15 protein-coding genes are annotated in these 16463 nt (G+C 62.6%); 12 read left to right on the top strand and 3 right to left on the bottom strand.

The features are described 5' to 3' along the window. Positions 1-6 precede the first annotated feature (6 nt). The 7 genes from AC07UR_RS17295 (at position 7) to AC07UR_RS17265 (ending at position 6492) form a co-directional block, all read left to right on the top strand. Entirely contained in the window at positions 7-1110 is a 1104-nt protein-coding gene (locus AC07UR_RS17295) for a class I SAM-dependent methyltransferase (RefSeq protein WP_173420794.1), read from the top strand. 255 nt (positions 1111-1365) lie between these two features. After that, a complete protein-coding gene (gene pgeF / locus AC07UR_RS17290) occupies positions 1366-2160 on the top strand; it encodes a peptidoglycan editing factor PgeF (RefSeq protein WP_173420795.1) in 795 nt (264 codons plus the stop codon). A gap of 1 nt (position 2161) precedes the next feature. After that, a complete protein-coding gene (locus tag AC07UR_RS17285) occupies positions 2162-3313 on the top strand; it encodes a M24 family metallopeptidase (RefSeq protein ID WP_173420796.1) in 1152 nt (383 codons plus the stop codon). Between the two features lie 89 nt (positions 3314-3402). Next, the gene (locus tag AC07UR_RS17280) at positions 3403-4227 is read left to right on the top strand and encodes a hypothetical protein (RefSeq protein WP_173420797.1); all 825 of its coding nucleotides are present in this window, start codon (positions 3403-3405) and stop codon (positions 4225-4227) included. A 207-nt stretch (positions 4228-4434) separates the two neighbouring features. Next, positions 4435-5367: a ribose-phosphate pyrophosphokinase gene (locus AC07UR_RS17275; RefSeq protein ID WP_025427925.1), complete on the top strand. Its 933-nt coding sequence runs from the start codon at positions 4435-4437 to the stop codon at positions 5365-5367. 514 nt (positions 5368-5881) lie between these two features. After that, a complete protein-coding gene (locus AC07UR_RS17270) occupies positions 5882-6121 on the top strand; it encodes a hypothetical protein (protein WP_173420798.1) in 240 nt (79 codons plus the stop codon). Positions 6122-6138: 17 nt separating this feature from the next. Beyond that, on the top strand, positions 6139-6492 hold the full coding sequence (locus AC07UR_RS17265) for an EF-hand domain-containing protein (protein WP_209791130.1): 354 nt from the start codon (positions 6139-6141) through the stop codon (positions 6490-6492). A gap of 86 nt (positions 6493-6578) precedes the next feature. Here the strand turns inward: AC07UR_RS17265 and AC07UR_RS17260 are convergent, their stop codons facing one another. The 3 genes from AC07UR_RS17260 to AC07UR_RS17250 all read right to left on the bottom strand — a co-directional run bounded on the left by AC07UR_RS17260 (position 6579) and on the right by AC07UR_RS17250 (position 9995). After that, positions 6579-6965, bottom strand: a complete 387-nt coding sequence (locus AC07UR_RS17260; protein WP_209790959.1) for a DUF779 domain-containing protein — start codon at positions 6963-6965, stop codon at positions 6579-6581. Positions 6966-7150: 185 nt separating this feature from the next. Continuing rightward, positions 7151-8659, bottom strand: coding sequence for an aldehyde dehydrogenase (gene adh, locus AC07UR_RS17255; protein WP_209790960.1), 1509 nt, complete (start codon positions 8657-8659; stop codon positions 7151-7153). 379 nt (positions 8660-9038) lie between these two features. Then, positions 9039-9995 carry a helix-turn-helix domain-containing protein gene (locus AC07UR_RS17250; protein ID WP_173420801.1) on the bottom strand — a complete coding sequence of 319 codons (957 nt, stop codon included), beginning with the start codon at positions 9993-9995 and terminating at the stop codon, positions 9039-9041. Between the two features lie 250 nt (positions 9996-10245). Between AC07UR_RS17250 and AC07UR_RS17245 the strand changes: the two genes are divergently transcribed. The 5 genes from AC07UR_RS17245 to pth all read left to right on the top strand — a co-directional run bounded on the left by AC07UR_RS17245 (position 10246) and on the right by pth (position 16461). After that, complete coding sequence (locus AC07UR_RS17245; RefSeq protein ID WP_209790961.1) at positions 10246-11427, top strand: benzoate/H(+) symporter BenE family transporter; 1182 nt, start codon at positions 10246-10248, stop codon at positions 11425-11427. A 233-nt stretch (positions 11428-11660) separates the two neighbouring features. Further along, a complete protein-coding gene (locus AC07UR_RS17240) occupies positions 11661-12266 on the top strand; it encodes a 50S ribosomal protein L25/general stress protein Ctc (protein ID WP_173420803.1) in 606 nt (201 codons plus the stop codon). Positions 12267-12541: 275 nt separating this feature from the next. Then, positions 12542-14914 carry a putative bifunctional diguanylate cyclase/phosphodiesterase gene (locus AC07UR_RS17235; protein ID WP_209790962.1) on the top strand — a complete coding sequence of 791 codons (2373 nt, stop codon included), beginning with the start codon at positions 12542-12544 and terminating at the stop codon, positions 14912-14914. 30 nt (positions 14915-14944) lie between these two features. After that, entirely contained in the window at positions 14945-15679 is a 735-nt protein-coding gene (locus AC07UR_RS17230) for a substrate-binding periplasmic protein (protein WP_209790963.1), read from the top strand. A 62-nt stretch (positions 15680-15741) separates the two neighbouring features. Continuing rightward, positions 15742-16461, top strand: a complete 720-nt coding sequence (pth, locus tag AC07UR_RS17225) for an aminoacyl-tRNA hydrolase (RefSeq protein ID WP_173420806.1) — start codon at positions 15742-15744, stop codon at positions 16459-16461. Positions 16462-16463 lie beyond the last annotated feature (2 nt).

The following is a 16463-nucleotide window of genomic DNA, read 5'->3' as shown; positions in this document are numbered from 1 at the left end:
GGACGCATGACGACACCACTCGCGGACAAAATCAAGACGCTGATCCGGACCAACGGCCCGATCAGCGTTACCGACTATTTCTCGCTGTGCCTGGCGGACCCGGAGTACGGATATTACCGCGTCCGCGAACCCTTCGGCAAAGCGGGTGACTTCACCACGGCGCCGGAGATCAGCCAGCTTTTCGGCGAGATGATCGGCATCTTTCTGGTTCATGCCTGGCAACAGCACGGCACGCCGGAGCAAACAGTGATCGTCGAGATCGGCCCCGGCCGCGGCACGATGATGGAAGACGTCCTGCGGGTCGTCAGGCGCCTTTCGCCCGAGCTCTATGCCGCCGCCAGCGTGCATCTGGTCGAGACGAGCGATCGGTTGCGAAAGGTCCAGGCGGAGACGCTGGTGGCCCATGGCAAGAAAGTGCAATGGCACGGCAGTTTCGACACCCTGCCGGAAGGTTTCCTGCTGCTGGCCGCCAACGAGCTTTTCGACGCCATTCCGATCCGCCAGTTCGTGCGCACACCGCAGGGGTTCCGCGAACGCATGGTCGGCCTTGATGCCGAGGATGAACTGGCGTTTGCGGCTGGCATCGCCGGCATCGACCCCACATTGTTGCCATCGCCCCCGCACGCGGCTGCCGAAGGCACGATCTTCGAGATCGCCCCAGCCCGCGACGCCGTCATGGCAGCCCTTTGCGAGCGGTTGAAGATCGGTGGTGGCACCGCCGTCATCATCGACTACGGATACCTGGCCACCAATTACGGTGACACGCTGCAGGCGCTGCTCGATCACCAGTATGACCCGCCACTCGCCAATCCCGGCCGCGCCGATCTCACCAGCCACGTCGATTTCGAGCAACTCGCACGCCGCGCGAAGAACGATGGCCTGCAGATCAACGGCCTTGTCCACCAGGGCGATTTCCTGATCGGCCTCGGCCTTCTTGAACGTGCCGCAGCACTCGGTCGCGATAAGGATGCCGTGACCCAGGAGGGCATCCGCCAGGATGTCGAGAGGCTCGCCGGATCCGGCGAAGGCAAGATGGGCGAACTCTTCAAGGTGCTTGCCGTCAGCAGCCCGCCGATCGCGCTTCCGCCGTTCCGAAAACCCAAGAGCTGAATGCACCGGGCGCAGCCGGCCAGATGTAAATTCGCCGGCCGTCCTGGGGTATCCGCAGCACCCATTGCTCCAGGAGTTTGACGTTCGCCGCCACGGTCAAGGCGCCTCCTTCGGACGGCCCCCCTGTCGTTCGGCAATTGACAGCCCAGCCGTCGCGGGTCAACATCGCGCCGGCAAATCAGCCGCCATTCACCGGGCCGCACGTGCCCCCAACCCCATTTGAAACTCACGTCAAAGCAAAGGGCGAAGACACCGATGCAGCACGATGCCGCGCTTTCCCCCGTGCAGAGCTCGCTCTTCAGCGACAAAGCCGGTCCGGCGATCGCACATGGTTATTTCACCCGCCAAGGCGGCGTTTCCCAAGGGATCTATCGCGGTCTGAATGTCGGCCTCGGCTCGAACGACGACAAGGCCAGGGTCGGTGAAAACCGCGCCCGCGTCAGCCGCTGGTTCGGCGCCGATCCGGAACGGCTCGCCACCGTCCATCAGGTCCATTCTCCCGATGCGGTCGTCGTCGACGACAGCTACAACGGCAGCCGGCCGGATGCCGACGCGCTGGTGACGGCAACGCCCGGTGTGGTGCTTGGCGTGCTCTCGGCCGATTGCGGGCCGATCCTGTTTGCGGACGCCGACGCCGGCGTCATCGGCGCCGCCCATGCCGGCTGGAAGGGCGCGCTTGGCGGCGTGCTCGAAAGCACCATCGAGGCGATGCTGACGCTCGGTGCGCGTCGCAGCCACATCGTTGCTTGTCTCGGCCCCTCGATCAGCCGGCGCAACTACGAAGTCGGCGCCGAGTTCGTCGGCCGGTTCCTCGCGACCGATGGCAGCTATGACAAGTTCTTCGGCCCATCGGAGCGCGATGGGCACGCGATGTTCGACTTGCCCGGCCTGACGATTGCGCGCCTGACGGCTGCCGGCGTTACCGCCGAAAACCTCGACATCTGCACCTATGCCGACGAGGACCGCTTCTTCTCCTACCGTCGCACCACGCATCGGCAGGAGCCGGACTACGGCCGGCAGATATCTGCAATTTGCATACGGGAGAGCTGAAATGGCGCTGCAATTTGCCCAGGAGGAATATGCCGCCCGCCTTGAGCGGCTGACCGCGAAGATGCGCGAAGACAAGCTCGACGCGGTCCTGCTCTTTGCCCAGGAAAGCATGTACTGGCTGACGGGCTACGACACCTTCGGCTACTGCTTCTTCCAGACCCTGGTGGTCAAGAAGGACGGCTCGATGGTGCTTCTGACGCGCTCGGCCGACCTGCGCCAGGCCCGCCACACCTCCAACATCGAGCGCATCGAGATCTGGGTCGACCGGGTCAACGCCGACCCGACGATGGACCTGAAGAACCTCTTGAGTGAAATGGATCTGCTCGGCAACCGCATCGGCGTCGAGTACGACACCCACGGCATGACCGGCCGCACCGCGCGCCTCGTCGACCACCAGCTTTCGACCTTCGGCGAGCTGATCGATGCCTCGTTGCTCGTCAGCCGCCTGCGCCTGATCAAGAGCCCGGCGGAAATTGCCCATGTGGAAAGGGCGGCAAGCCTTGCAGACGACGCGCTCGACGCGGCACTGCCGCTCATCGGCCCGGGGGGCAACGAGGCAAATATCCTCGCGGCAATGCAGGGTGCGATCCTTGCCGGCGGCGGCGACTACCCGGCCAACGACTTCATCATCGGCTCCGGCGCCGACGCGCTACTCTGCCGCTACAAGGCCGGTCGCCGGCTGCTTGATAGCCAGGATCAGCTGACACTCGAATGGGCCGGCGTCAGCGCCCATTACCACGCCGCCATGATGCGCACCGTCGTCATCGGCGAGCCGACCAACCGCCACCGCGAGCTTTACAGCGCCTGCCGCGAAACCATCCAGGCGATCGAGATGGTGCTGCGCCCCGGCAACACCTTCGGCACCGTCTTCGACGTGCATGCCAAGATCATGGACGAGCGCGGCCTTGCCCGGCATCGGCTGAACGCCTGCGGCTATTCGCTCGGCGCGCGCTTTTCTCCCTCGTGGATGGAGCACCAGATGTTCCATGTCGGCAACCCGCAGGAAATCGAGCCCGACATGTCGCTGTTCGTGCACATGATCATCATGGATTCCGACAGCGGCACCGCCATGACGCTCGGCCAGACCTACATCACAACCACCGATACGCCGCGCGCCCTTTCGCGTTATGGGCTGGACTTCATTTCTGCTTAGGGAAATCCGCCTACACTGCCGCTGAAATGGCAGACAACAGGAGATGACTTCACAGGCCTGCCGCGAAGGAAAGACGGACGGTTTGAACGATGCGAAAGCTTCTCACGCCCATTGCAAGCCTCAGCCTTGTCATCGCCCTGGCAAGCTGCAACAGCACGGACGCGCTGATACCGCAGGTCGACGTCGGCGGAGGAACGTTCCGCTCGCCGCCGGTGACGCAATCCGATCTCGAGTCGATGTCGACGCAGACGGCCGTCGTTCCGGTGCAAAGCTCGCCGGTGCAACGGACCCAGGCCTTCGCCTCCCAGCCGGCGCCCGCCAGTATGCCGACACAATATGCGACCGGCGACAGCACCTACACCGATCCCGCCGGCTCGCTTGAAGCGCAGGCGAACCGGCTCGCCTCCGGCACTGAACCGGTCCAGAACACGGCGATGCTCGCCGAACCCGCACCTGTCGAAACATCCGAGCCCGTCGCGGAAGAGGTTCAGGAACAACCGCAACAGCAGCCGGCCGTCGCCTCCGTTCCTTCCGCCAGCACGGCGACGGGCGGCACGATCCGCTTCCTGCCGATCATCGGCGCACCGGTTGAAGCCGTGACGCCGCTTTCGAAACAGCTCGGCGCAGAGGCGCGCAGCCATGGCCTGACGATCAAGGGGTCGGCCGACGCCAGCAGCGAACACATCCTCAAGGGCTATTTCTCGGCGCTGAAGGACAACGGCAAGACGACGGTCGTCTATGTCTGGGATGTGCTCGACGGCAGCGGCAATCGGCTCCACCGCATTCAGGGCCAGGACTCGGTGGCAACCGCCGGTGCCGATCTGTGGGAAGGCGTTCCGGCCGAAACCATGCAGGCCATCGCCACCAAAACCATCAACGCCTATCTCGAATGGCGGCAATCCAGACCCGGTTGATACAAAGTTTTTAGGATAATGCGCTTCGCGGCGCAGCATTCCGCTTGCATTCAAGTTCAGTGTCGCTAAAAAGCGGCCGATCAGCTCTGAACGGCGGCCATCCCGCAAAGATTGTCCGCGATTGGAATGGCTCTCGGAATCTGCGCGGAAAATGCCGCTCCCGGATGAACCCGGACGGTAGCCGCGCCAGCTCAAGGCGGTCCGTCAATGAAGGTTTTCGCAGGCAATTCGAACCGGCTGCTGGCCGAAGCGATCTGCAACTATCTCAACCTGCCTCTTGGAAAAGCGACCGTAAGGCGGTTTGCCGACCAGGAGATTTTCGTCGAGATCGGCGAAAACGTGCGCGGCGAGGATGTCTTCATCATCCAGTCGACCTCGTTCCCCACCAACGATCACCTGATGGAACTGCTCATCATGATCGATGCGGTGCGCCGCTCCTCGGCCCGTCGCATCACCGCGGTGCTCCCCTATTTCGGCTATGCCCGCCAGGACCGCAAACCCGGTCCGCGCACGCCGATCTCGGCCAAGCTGGTTTCCAACCTGATCACCGAGGCCGGCGCCGACCGCGTTCTGACGCTCGATCTTCACGCGGGCCAGATCCAGGGTTTCTTCGACATCCCGACTGACAACCTCTATGCGATCCCGATCCTGGCGCGCGACGTCAAGGAAAACTATGACCTGAAGAACGTCATGGTCGTTTCGCCCGACGTTGGCGGCGTGGTGCGCGCCCGTGCGCTCGCCAAGCGTCTCGACTGTCTGCTGGCGATCGTCGACAAGCGCCGTGACCGTCCGGGTGAATCGGAAGTCATGAACGTCATCGGTGACGTGAAGGGCAAGGACTGCCTGCTGATCGACGACATCGTCGATTCCGGCGGCACGCTCTGCAACGCCGCGGAAGCCCTTCTGAAGAACGGCGCAACCAGCGTCACCGCCTATATCACCCATGGCGTGCTGTCGGGCGGCGCGGTTGCCCGCGTCACCTCGTCGATGCTGAAGGAACTTGTCATCACCGACTCGATTCAGCCGACAACGGCCGTCCAGTCCGCCCACAACATCCGCGTCATCACCACGGCGACCCTGCTCGGCGAAGCGATCAATCGCACCAGCCAGGAGGAATCGGTTTCGAGCCTCTTCGACTGAGGCAGGCTCGACCGCCGGCAAAAGTAACCGCTTTCGTGAAGCGGGATTGGGCCGTCATTTTCCGTGGCTCCGGACCAGCGCGTTGCGTTTAAGAAGCCTTATGCAACGCGCTTCCACAGCTTGATTTCACGTATGTCGTCGTCGCAAAACGGCTGCGCATTTTTGTGCGGCACGCCTTGTCGCATAATTTGATCCTTAAATCGGAAACTATTTAAGGATGAAATTGTGCAACAAATCAAAGTGCTACAGTGATACTTGCGCGTCTGGCCAGGCGGCGGCGCGCTTAATTGCCCACCCCAAGAGTTGTCATCTTCCATCCGTAGGGGTAGCATTTGCCCCCTGCAGCCAACGTCTTTCTCTGCAGACTGCATAGTTCATCGATAAGGTTCTTCTCGAATAGAAGACCTCTTGATACTTCGAAGGATATCTTCGGAAAGCTACTTTCATGCAGCGCCACCCCGGTGGCGGCTCCACCGATCTATGCCGATCACGCACGGATAATTTGGAGGAAAAGATGAGTAATTTTACGCTAACCCTCGTTCTTGCAAGCGGCCTTGCCTTGTCTGGCTGCAATACTGCTACGTCCTCCCGGACGAGCACCGGCGATTTCGGCTGCCTTGCCGGAACCGTCAGCGGCGCAATCCTTGGCGGGTTCGCCGGCTCGGCCATCGGCGCGGGCAGCGGCCAGCTCTGGGCTGTCGGCGGCGGCGCCACGCTTGGCGGTGCGGCCGGTGCTGCCTTGACTTGCCGCTGATTGCGAAAGGTTACGAGATGCGAAAAGTAGCGCTGCTGATGGCATCCGTGCTTTGCCAGTTCGCTCCGGTCGCCGCCCAGGATAGGCCTGCGGCGATGTATCAGGGGCAAATGGATCGGCTCGACCGCGACGGAGACGGCGTGATCAGCCGGTCCGAATATCAGGGCTTCATGACCACGGCCTTCGCAAATCTGGACAAGAACAAGGACGGCACCCTGAGCGCCGACGAGGTAGCGCCTGTCCTGAACGCGCAACAGTTTGCCGCCATCAACGTAAACCGCGACGGCAAGATCACCCAGAGCGAGTTCCTGAACAGCGTAATGGCCGATTTCAAGGCCGCAGACCGTGGCGGCGACGGCAGTCTGCAGTAGAACATGCGCGGATCGCACGAAAGCGGTCCGCGCGTGCCGCGCGACCGAGGAACCGGCTTGTCAGGTCACCCTGACGGAAGGTGCAGTCATGCGCCGGCGCTTGTGACTGTGGTTGCCAGTGGGCAGGCCTCAGCGCCGCCGAACAGGCGAGAGCGCGTCAGGAAGCGGCGCTCGCGGCCGTTGTCGAGCGAGAACATGCCGCCCCTGCCCGGCACCACGTCGATGATCAGCTGCGTGTGCTTCCAGACCTCGAACTGGCTAGCGCTGATATAGACGGGTGCGCCGCCGATCTCGCCGAGCTTCACGTCGTTGTCGCCGACGATGTAGTCGTCGGCGGGATAACACATGGGCGACGAGCCGTCGCAGCAGCCCCCCGATTGATGGAACAGAATGTCCGGATGGTCACGCCTGATCTCGGCGATGAAGTCGAGCGCGGCGTCGGTCGCAAGCACCCGCGGTTCGGTGGCGGTCATATCGAGCCTCCTTGCGCATGTCGCGCAAAAGTGAGCAGCGGTTTCGCGATCACGACATGCACGAAATCAAGTGTCGCGCCTTTCGGTTTCAAGTTCAGGGGGCCGAGGGCGAGTGCTGGAGGAGAACCCTCGGCCGCACCTGGGAGGCCCTCCCCGCCAAAGGCGGAGAGGGAGATGAACTCGGCTCAGAAGAAGCCGAGCGCCTTCGGGCTGTAGCTCACCAGCATGTTCTTGGTCTGCTGGTAATGGTCGAGCATCATCTTGTGGGTCTCACGGCCGATGCCCGATTGCTTGTAACCGCCGAAGGCCGCATGGGCCGGATAGGCATGGTAGCAATTGGTCCACACGCGGCCCGCCTGGATCTCGCGGCCGAAGCGGTAGCAACGGTTGGCGTCCCGGCTCCAGACACCGGCACCAAGGCCGTAGAGCGTATCGTTGGCGATCTCCAGCGCCTCGGCTTCCGTCTTGAAGGTGGTGACGGAGACGACAGGCCCGAAGATCTCCTCCTGGAACACCCGCATCTTGTTGTGCCCGCGGAAGACCGTCGGCTTGACGTAGAAGCCCTCCGCCAGCTCACCTTCCAGCACGTTTCGGCCGCCACCGGTCAGCACCTCGGCGCCCTCCTGTCTACCGATATCGATATAGGAGAGGATCTTTTCGAGTTGCTCGCTCGACGCCTGCGCACCAATCATGGTGGCGCTGTCGAGCGGGTTGCCTTGGCGGATCGCCTCGACACGCTTCAGCGCTCGCTCCATGAAGCGATCATAGATGCTTTCCTGAACCAGGGCCCGGCTCGGGCAGGTGCAGACCTCGCCCTGGTTGAGCGCGAACATCGCAAAGCCCTCGAGCGCCTTGTCGAAATAGTCGTCGTCTTCGGCGAGCACGTCGGCAAAGAAGATGTTCGGCGACTTGCCGCCAAGCTCGAGGGTAACGGGAATGAGGTTCTGGCTGGCATATTGCATGATCAGCCGCCCGGTCGTCGTCTCGCCGGTAAAGGCAATCTTGGCGATGCGCGGATTGGTGGCAAGCGGTTTGCCGGCTTCAAGGCCGAAGCCGTTGACGATGTTGAGCACGCCCGCCGGCAGGAGGTCACCGATCAGGTCCGCCCAGACGAGGATCGAGGCCGGGGTCTGCTCGGCCGGCTTCAGCACCACGCAGTTGCCGGCGGCAAGTGCCGGGGCGAGTTTCCAGGCGGCCATCAGGATTGGGAAGTTCCAGGGGATGATCTGGCCGACGACGCCGAGCGGCTCGTGGAAGTGATAGGCAACCGTGTCGTTGTCGATCTCGCCGATCGAGCCTTCCTGGGCGCGGATGCAGGCGGCGAAATAGCGGAAATGGTCGATCGCCAGCGGAATGTCGGCCGCCATGGTTTCGCGGATCGGCTTGCCGTTGTCGAAAGTCTCGGCACGCGCCAGAAGCTCCAGATTGTCTTCCATCCTCTGGGCGATCTTCATGAGGATGTTCGACCGCTCGGCAGCGGCGGTGCGCGCCCACTTGTCCTTGACCGCATGAGCCGCGTCGAGCGCCAACTCGATGTCGGCTGCATCCGACCGCGCAACCTGGCACAGCACGCCGCCGGTCACCGGCGTCGTGTTGTCGAAGTAGCGCCCGGCCACCGGTTCGCGCCATTCACCGCCGATGAAATTGCCGTATTTCTGCTTGAACGGGCTCTCGACGATCTTCTGATGCAACATGTTCATTCCTCCCTGTGAACCAGCAACCAAAGCTGTGAGAGGAAGGTGATCGCGAACGTGCGTCTTCGATAGGGAGGTGCGAATGCCGACGACGCGATCTGTTTCAGAAGTGAGACAGGTGGGGTCGGGTCACTGTGCTGCGGCGCAGCATGCAATGCGTCACAGAGACAATCGCTTCGACTCGGACACGCCCCTCATCCCCCTGCCGGGATCTTTTCCCCGTCATCACGGGGAGAAGGGGCAAGCGGTTCGCTCTCCGCGCCACATCAGGCTCCGACCCGCGATGGCCGGGCACGTCCCCTCTCCCCGCTCGGCGGGGAGAGGGTTAGTCCTCGGGTTAAACCCGAGGAGAGGGGCAGCCACGGATGCCTGAATAAGATCAGTTGACGGAGAGCCGCTTCATCTTGCGGTAAAGCGTGGCGCGGCTGATGCCGAGCAGTTCGGCTGCCATCGAGACATTGCCGTTGGCACGCGAGAGCACGCGCCTGAGCGCGGCACGCTCGGCGTCTGGAAGCTCAGCGCCGTCGTCGGATATGCCTTCCTTCAGAAGGTCGGAGGCTGGAATGCCCGCGGCGATGCGTTTGTCGTCGAGCCCCAGCCATTGCCGCGCCGCGCGCGTCGCGCCCTTTACCAGATCGTCGCGATCGACAGCCAGGAGCGCCGGCCCTGCCCGGTCGACCGGCACGAGCACGATGCGCGAGCCGGCAAAGGCCCGGCGGAAAAGCCCTGCCTCGATGCGGGCTGCAGCATCCCGCACCGCCTGCGACAAAAGCGAGAGGGTGATCTCCGACGCGTCGTCGCGGCAGGTGGAGATGTCGATCGCCGCCGCCAGACGGCCGAGATGGTCGCGGATTGGTGCCGTCGTGCAGCTAAGCCCGATGTTGCTGCTGAGGAAATGCTGGTCGCGCTGGATGATGACGGCGCGCTCGTCGGCAATGGCCGTGCCGATGCCGTTGGTGCCGACGCTCGCCTCGCTCCACACCGTTGCCGACCAGAGGCCGACACCGCGGAAATCCGCATCGTCGCCAACCGCCCCGCGCCGCTCCAGCGCCACGCCCTTGTCGTCGGTCAGAAGCAGGCAGCAGCCGGCCTTGCCGACTGTGGCAAACAGCCGGTCAAGCTCGCCGCCCGCCTCGGCGATCAACTCGGCCGAACGCTGTCGCGCCGATCGGAACTCTGTGTCGGACAGTCGAAGCGGCGTTCGCCTCTCCTCGGGCGCCAGGCCATGCAGCGTCATGCAGCGACGCCAGGATGCAGCCACCGGCGAGCTTGCAGCCGCGGAAGACTGGTGCGCAACCTGGTAGACGTATTCCGTATGATCCCTGACGGCAGGCATCGGTTTCCTCCCTGCAAGCGACGTCCGGCAACGGCAGGTCCCGACCGCTCTCCCAAACGGCGGCAACTGCCTGGGCCGCACTATAGGCATCGATTGGACGGGAGGTCCAGCAAGACGAAGGTACACCCTCCATGCCCGCATCAGCGCGTTTGATGCGTTCATCACGCCGGCGGTATCGACACGTCGGCGGAATATGATAGGCGAGTTCAAGCGTCATCCGACGCGCATTCACAACAACCGGTTGCCAGCCATGCTTCGTGACTTCTCGCTCCAGAGCCTGTTCATGGGCCTGCTCATCGCCTTTGTCGGTTTCGCCAGTTCGTTTGCCGTCGTTCTGCATGGACTTGGCGGTGTCGGCGCAACGGAAGCACAGGCCGCCTCCGGGCTGATGGCGCTGTCGATCTCGATGGGCGTCTGCGCCATCATCCTCAGCGCCGCCACCCGGCTGCCGATCAGCATCGCCTGGTCGACCCCCGGCGCCGCCCTTCTCGTCAGCTCCGGCGTTGTCGAGGGTGGCTTCAACGCCGCCGTCGGCGCCTTCCTCGTCTGCGGCCTGCTGATCATCGTTGCCGGTCTCTGGAAGCCATTGGGGCGCATGGTCTCGTCCATCCCGGCCGCACTCGCCAACGCCATGCTGGCCGGCGTGCTGCTCAGCCTTTGCTTTGCCCCGGTCAAGGCAATCGGTTTCAATCCGCTCTTCGGCCTGCCCATCCTCTTGGCCTGGGCCATCGTCGGCAGCGTCAACAAGCTCTATGCGGTGCCAGCAGCACTGCTTGCCTTCGTGCTCGTCATTGCCTTCGGTGTCGACATGCCTGTCGATGCCTTGGGCGCGCTGTCTTCGGCGTTGGTGCCGCAGCCGGAGTTCGTCATGCCGTCGTTCACGACGCCGGCGATGATCAGCATCGCGCTGCCGCTGTTCATCGTCACCATGGCGTCGCAGAACATTCCCGGCATCGCCGTCATGAAGGTCAATGGCTATGACCCCACGCCCGGTCCGCTGTTTGCGACAACAGGCCTGTTTTCGATGCTGAGCGCCCCCTTCGGCGGCCACGCCGTCAACCTTGCGGCGATCACCGCCGCCATGGGCGCCGGCGCCGACAGCCATACGGATCCGGCGCGACGCTACTGGTCGACCATCATTGCCGGCATCTTCTATGTCATCTTCGGTCTGCTCGCCGGCGCCGTCACCACCTTCGTCAGCCTCGCACCGTCGGTCCTGATCGAGGCGGTCGCCGGTCTGGCGCTGGTCGGCGCCTTTGCCGGCTCCGCCATGGCGGCCTTTACCGATGCCAGAACGCGTGAAGCCGCTGCGATCACGTTTCTGGTGACGGCCTCAGGGGTCAGTTTCGGCGGTATCTCCGGCGCTTTCTGGGGGCTGATCGCCGGCGGGTTGATGCTGGCACTTGCGCGCTTCACACGCAAAAAGGCTTGAGAGCGCCGCCTTCGCCAGTTGAATTCGTGGCGGTCGTTGTCGCAAAACCGCTGCACAGTTTTGCGCGACATGCTTTAAAACCGCGGCAAAGCTTGCATTTGCGGGTGTTCTCGTCTATGCACCGCCCGTCCGCGTAGACACCCTTGGAGGCAACGCGGATGAGGCCCATGCGGCTTCGGTTCTTCTGCCATTGCGGATGAACTCTCCAGAATTAGACACAGAAAGGTCTATCCATGAGCCACGCATCTTATGAGCTCAAGGCCGAGACGCGCGAACGGGTTGGTAAGGGGTCCTCCCGTGAACTTCGTCGCAACGGTCTTATCCCGGCTGTCATCTATGGTGACAAGCAGGCCCCCATCTCGATCGCGCTGTCCACCAAGGACGTGACGATGAAGATCCACGCCGGCGGTTTCATGACCACCGTTGCGGTCATCGACGTCAAGGGCGAAAAGATCCGCGTCCTGCCGAAGGACTACCAGCTGGATCCGGTCCGCGACTTCACCATGCACGTTGACTTCCTGCGCGTCTCCAAGGACAGCAAGGTCACCGTTCAGGTTCCGGTTCACTTCGTCAACGAAGAGAAGTCCCCGGGCCTCAAGGCCGGCGGCGTTCTCAACATCGTTCGCCACGAAGTCGAGCTGGCCGTTGCTGCCGACGACATCCCGGAATTCCTGACCGTTGACCTTTCGGGTCACAAGGTCGGCGACGCGATCCACATCTCCAACATCAAGCTGCCGAAGGGCGCGACCCCGGTTATCACCGACCGCGACTTCACGGTTGCCACGATCGCTGCTCCGGCTGGCGGTCTGAAGGAAGAAGAAGGCGAAGCAGAAGCCTGATTCACCGCAAGGTGAACGGCGGTCGGCATCTGCCGGCCCCTGCGATAACCATTGAAAGGCCCGCCCCGGCAACCGGGGCGGGCCTTTTGCGTTGAACCTGCCGGTTGCGGCGCTGTCGCTCCCATACAATCGATCGCGCCTCCTCACGAATTGTAATGTAGCAATTTCAGCAACATTTAAGGTTTTGATGATGTTCTTGCAGCGGGGAATTTGTAAGCAAGCGTCTAAAGAGAATACGAAATGACACGAGTGGCAACGCCTGGGGGATGCGTCCAATGATGCATTCCGTCGAAAACCGATTTATTGCGATTGTATGCGGTGCGATGCTGGTTTTCGTTGCCCCACTCTTCGTGCTTTTCCTCAGTATCTCCAGCGAACGCGTCGCACGCGAGCGCCTGCACAACATCGAGCTGCTGATGGGCGCAAGCGCCGAGGCGCTCGGCAAGCCCATCTGGGATTTTGACAGCGACGGCATCAAGCGCATCGCCCGCTCGCTGATGAACGACACCGATATTCTGGCCGTCACCATCCGCGACAATTCCGGCTCGATCCTCGCGCAGATGCCCTCCGGCGGCCTCGGCGCCGATAGCGACAGCCGCACGCTGAAAACACCCGTATCCTACGATGCAATCGACGGCACTAAGGAAATCGGCAGTCTCGAAGTGCGCGCGCCGACACCCGGTCTGCTGTCGCAGTTCAGCAAGGACGAGCTGGCGATCCTCGCCATCCTGCTCATTGCCGTCGCCACCGTTTTTGCCGCCGCGCTCATCGGCAACCGCTTCACCGTCATCCGTCCTTTGATGCGCCTCACGGCCGCTATCGAGGCAACGCGGCGCCTGGGCTCGCGCCACCGCGTCGACTGGACCGCGGACGACGAAATGGGAGCGCTTGCCGCCAACTTCAACGAGATGCAGGACCGGCTGGAGCGGGAGTCGATGGAGCTGAAGAGCGCCCATGAGCGCGCCACCGACATCTACAACCTCACCCCGGCCATGCTGTTTTCGCTCGATACCGACAATCGCCTCTGCGCCGTCAGCGATTACTGGCTGCTGGCGACCGGCTATGCCCGCGAACAGGTGATCGGCGAGAACTTCACCGATTTCATCGATCCGCACTGGCACGAGACCTATCGCAGCCATGCCAAGGCAATCGCCGTCGGCGACCACAACATCTGCGAGGTCACCGTCCCCTTCCGCAAGGCGGACGGCGAGTTCATGACCGTGCTGATCCTGGAGACGGAAACGACCGGCGATGGCGACCTGTCGCTGTCGGTCATGACCGACGTCACCGCCCTCAAGCAGGCCGAAAGCCGCAACCATGCCCAGGCGATCACCGATCACCTGACCGGACTTCTCAACCGCCAGGGCTTCGAGGCAGCGCTCGACGAGGCGATCGTGACTGCCGATGCCTCCGGCATCCAGGTCGGCTGCCTGTTCATCGATCTCGACCGCTTCAAGTGGATCAACGACAATTTCGGCCATGCGGCGGGCGACGAGGTTCTGCGCCAGACCGTCGAGTTGATCCGCGCCACCCTGCGCCCTGACGACATCATGTCCCGACTCGGCGGCGACGAGTTTGCAATCCTGGTCTCGGACCTGGATGTCGCGGCACTCGCCAGCGAAATCGGCGAGCGCATCGTCAATGCGCTGCGCGAACCCATGCACATTGCCGGCAACGAGCTGTTCGTCAGCGCCAGCGTCGGCATCTCCGTTTATCCGGAGCACGCCGAAAACGCCTCCGACCTGCTGCTCAAGGCCGACATGGCGATGTATGCCCGCAAGCATGACGGCAAGAACGGCCTGCAGGTGTTCGACGCCAGCATGCTCGATACGGCGCGCGAGCGCCACGAGATCGAGCAGTGCATCGAAGCCGGCCTCAAGGACGATCACTTCGAGGCCTGGCTGCAGCCGATCGTCAGCCTTAGCGATGGCCAGATCGCCGGCTTCGAGGCGCTGATGCGCCTCAATCATCCGGAAAAAGGCATCATGCCCCCCGGCAAGATCATCGGCATTGCCGAGGAAACCGGGACGATCGCCCGCATCGGCGACTGCATTCTGGAAAAGGCGATCCGGCATCTGGCTGATATCTCCGCCCTCGACGGCACGCAGAACACCTATCTTGCCGTAAATTTCTCGCCGCTGCAGTTCGAGCTGACGCTGCCGCACAAGCTCGCCGCCCTGCTCCTCAAGCACCACATTTCACCGAACCGGATCGTCATCGAAATCACCGAAGCGGTGCTGATGCTCGACAATCCCGAAGTGCATGGCGTGCTGAAGCAGCTCAACGAATTCGGCTGCCGGATTGCGCTTGACGACTTCGGAACGGGCTACTCGTCGCTGAGCTATCTCAACCGTTTCCCCGTCGATATCGTCAAGGTCGACCAGTCCTTCACGCGCTCGCTCAGTTCAGGCACAGCCGATGTCCGCCGCAAGAGCCGGATGCTGATCAAGGGCATCCGAACGATCTCGCATCAGATGGGCTGCACCGTCGTCGCCGAAGGCATCGAGACCCAGGAGCAATGGCAACTCCTGCGCAAGCTTGGTGTGGATTGTGGGCAGGGTTATCTTTTCAGCCGCCCCATGCCGATCGGCAAGATGCTGGCCATGCTGGAGAGCGACTCCGAAGTCAAAGCAAACACTCAACGATAGCGGCCGGACACTGGCGCAAAGGAGCAGGGCGTGAAAGAGCTGATACTGGCATTCTTCCTCGGCCTGTCCACTGCCGCCGAAGCGCAGACGATCAAATTCGTCACCGAGGAATACCCGCCCTACAACTTCTCGACCCCGAGCGGTGCCAACGGCTCCTCGGTCGAGCAGGTAGCGGCAATCATGGACGCACTCAAGCTCCCCTATACGATCGAGGTCCTGCCCTGGGCGCGAGCCTACATGCTGGCTGAAACCGATGCGTCCCATTGCGTCTTCACCACCGGCCTCAACGCCGAGCGCGAGAAGCGGTTTCAATGGGTGCAACCGCTGCTCGTCGACCACATGATCATGGTCCGGCGCAAGGGATCGGACATCGCCCCCGATACCATCGATGCGGCAAAGCGGTTCACCGTCGGTACCCAACGGGAAGATTTCTCCGCCACCTACCTCATGGAACACGGCTTTCAGAAGATCGACTATGCGACCAACCTGGACTCGACGCTGAAAAAGCTGATCGCCGGCCGCATCGATCTGATGATGACATCGGAAAAGACCTTCGAAAGCATGCGCTCAGAAGGCAAGCCCGTCGAGGCGGCGCTGATGCTGGAAGGAAAATACTACGGCATCGCCTGCCACCGCGACATGGACAAGCAAACGGTCGAGAAGATGCAGCGCGAACTCGACCGCCTGATCGGCAACGGCACCCAGGATGCGATCTTCGATCGCTACGGCCTGCGGCCGAGTGGAAGCGTGCAGGCGACGAAATAAGGATTGACTCCGGCGGCGTTTCGCGGTCGTGAAGCGGGGAAAGCCCGACGGAGCGTAACGACATGCTGATCATCGCAGGACTTGGCAATCCAGGTTCGAAATATGCCTCAAACCGCCACAATATCGGTTTCATGGCCGTCGACGTCATCCATCGCCGCCACAATTTTTCCTCCTGGTCGAAGAAGTTCAAGTCCGAGATCGCGGAAGGCGAGATCGGCGGAGAGCGCGTGCTGCTGATGAAGCCGCAGACCTTCATGAACCTCTCAGGCGAGGCGGTCGGCGAGGCCATGCGCTTCTACAAGCTCGCACCGAAGGACATCACCGTCATCTATGACGAGCTGGATCTGCCCGCCGCGAAAGCGCGCATCAAGGTCGGCGGCGGTCACGGTGGCCACAACGGCATCAAGTCGATCGATGCCCACTGCGGCAAGGAGTATCGTCGCCTGCGGCTCGGCATCGGCCACCCTGGCGTCAAGGATCTCGTCCACGCCCATGTGCTTGGTGATTTTGCCAAGGTGGATCAGACCTGGCTGGTGCCGCTGCTCGACGCCATCGCCGACAACGCCGACATGCTGGTGCGCGGCGAGGACTCGCAGATCCTCAACAAGATCGCACTTGCCACCGGCGGCAAGGCGGACGAGGACAAGCCGCAGGCCCAGAAGAAGCCGGGCGCTCAATCCCATATCCATCAGGCGCGCAATTCGGCCCAGCCGAAGAAGCTGCCGACAAGCGGCCCGATGGCCGACATGCTGAAGAAGCTGTTCGGCCCGAAGGGCGACTGAAC

Source organism: Ensifer sp. GW821-FHT05G01, from assembly GCF_059419585.1.
The sequence above is the reverse complement of the archived record's forward strand: the minus strand, read 5'-3'. Positions and strand labels throughout refer to the sequence as shown.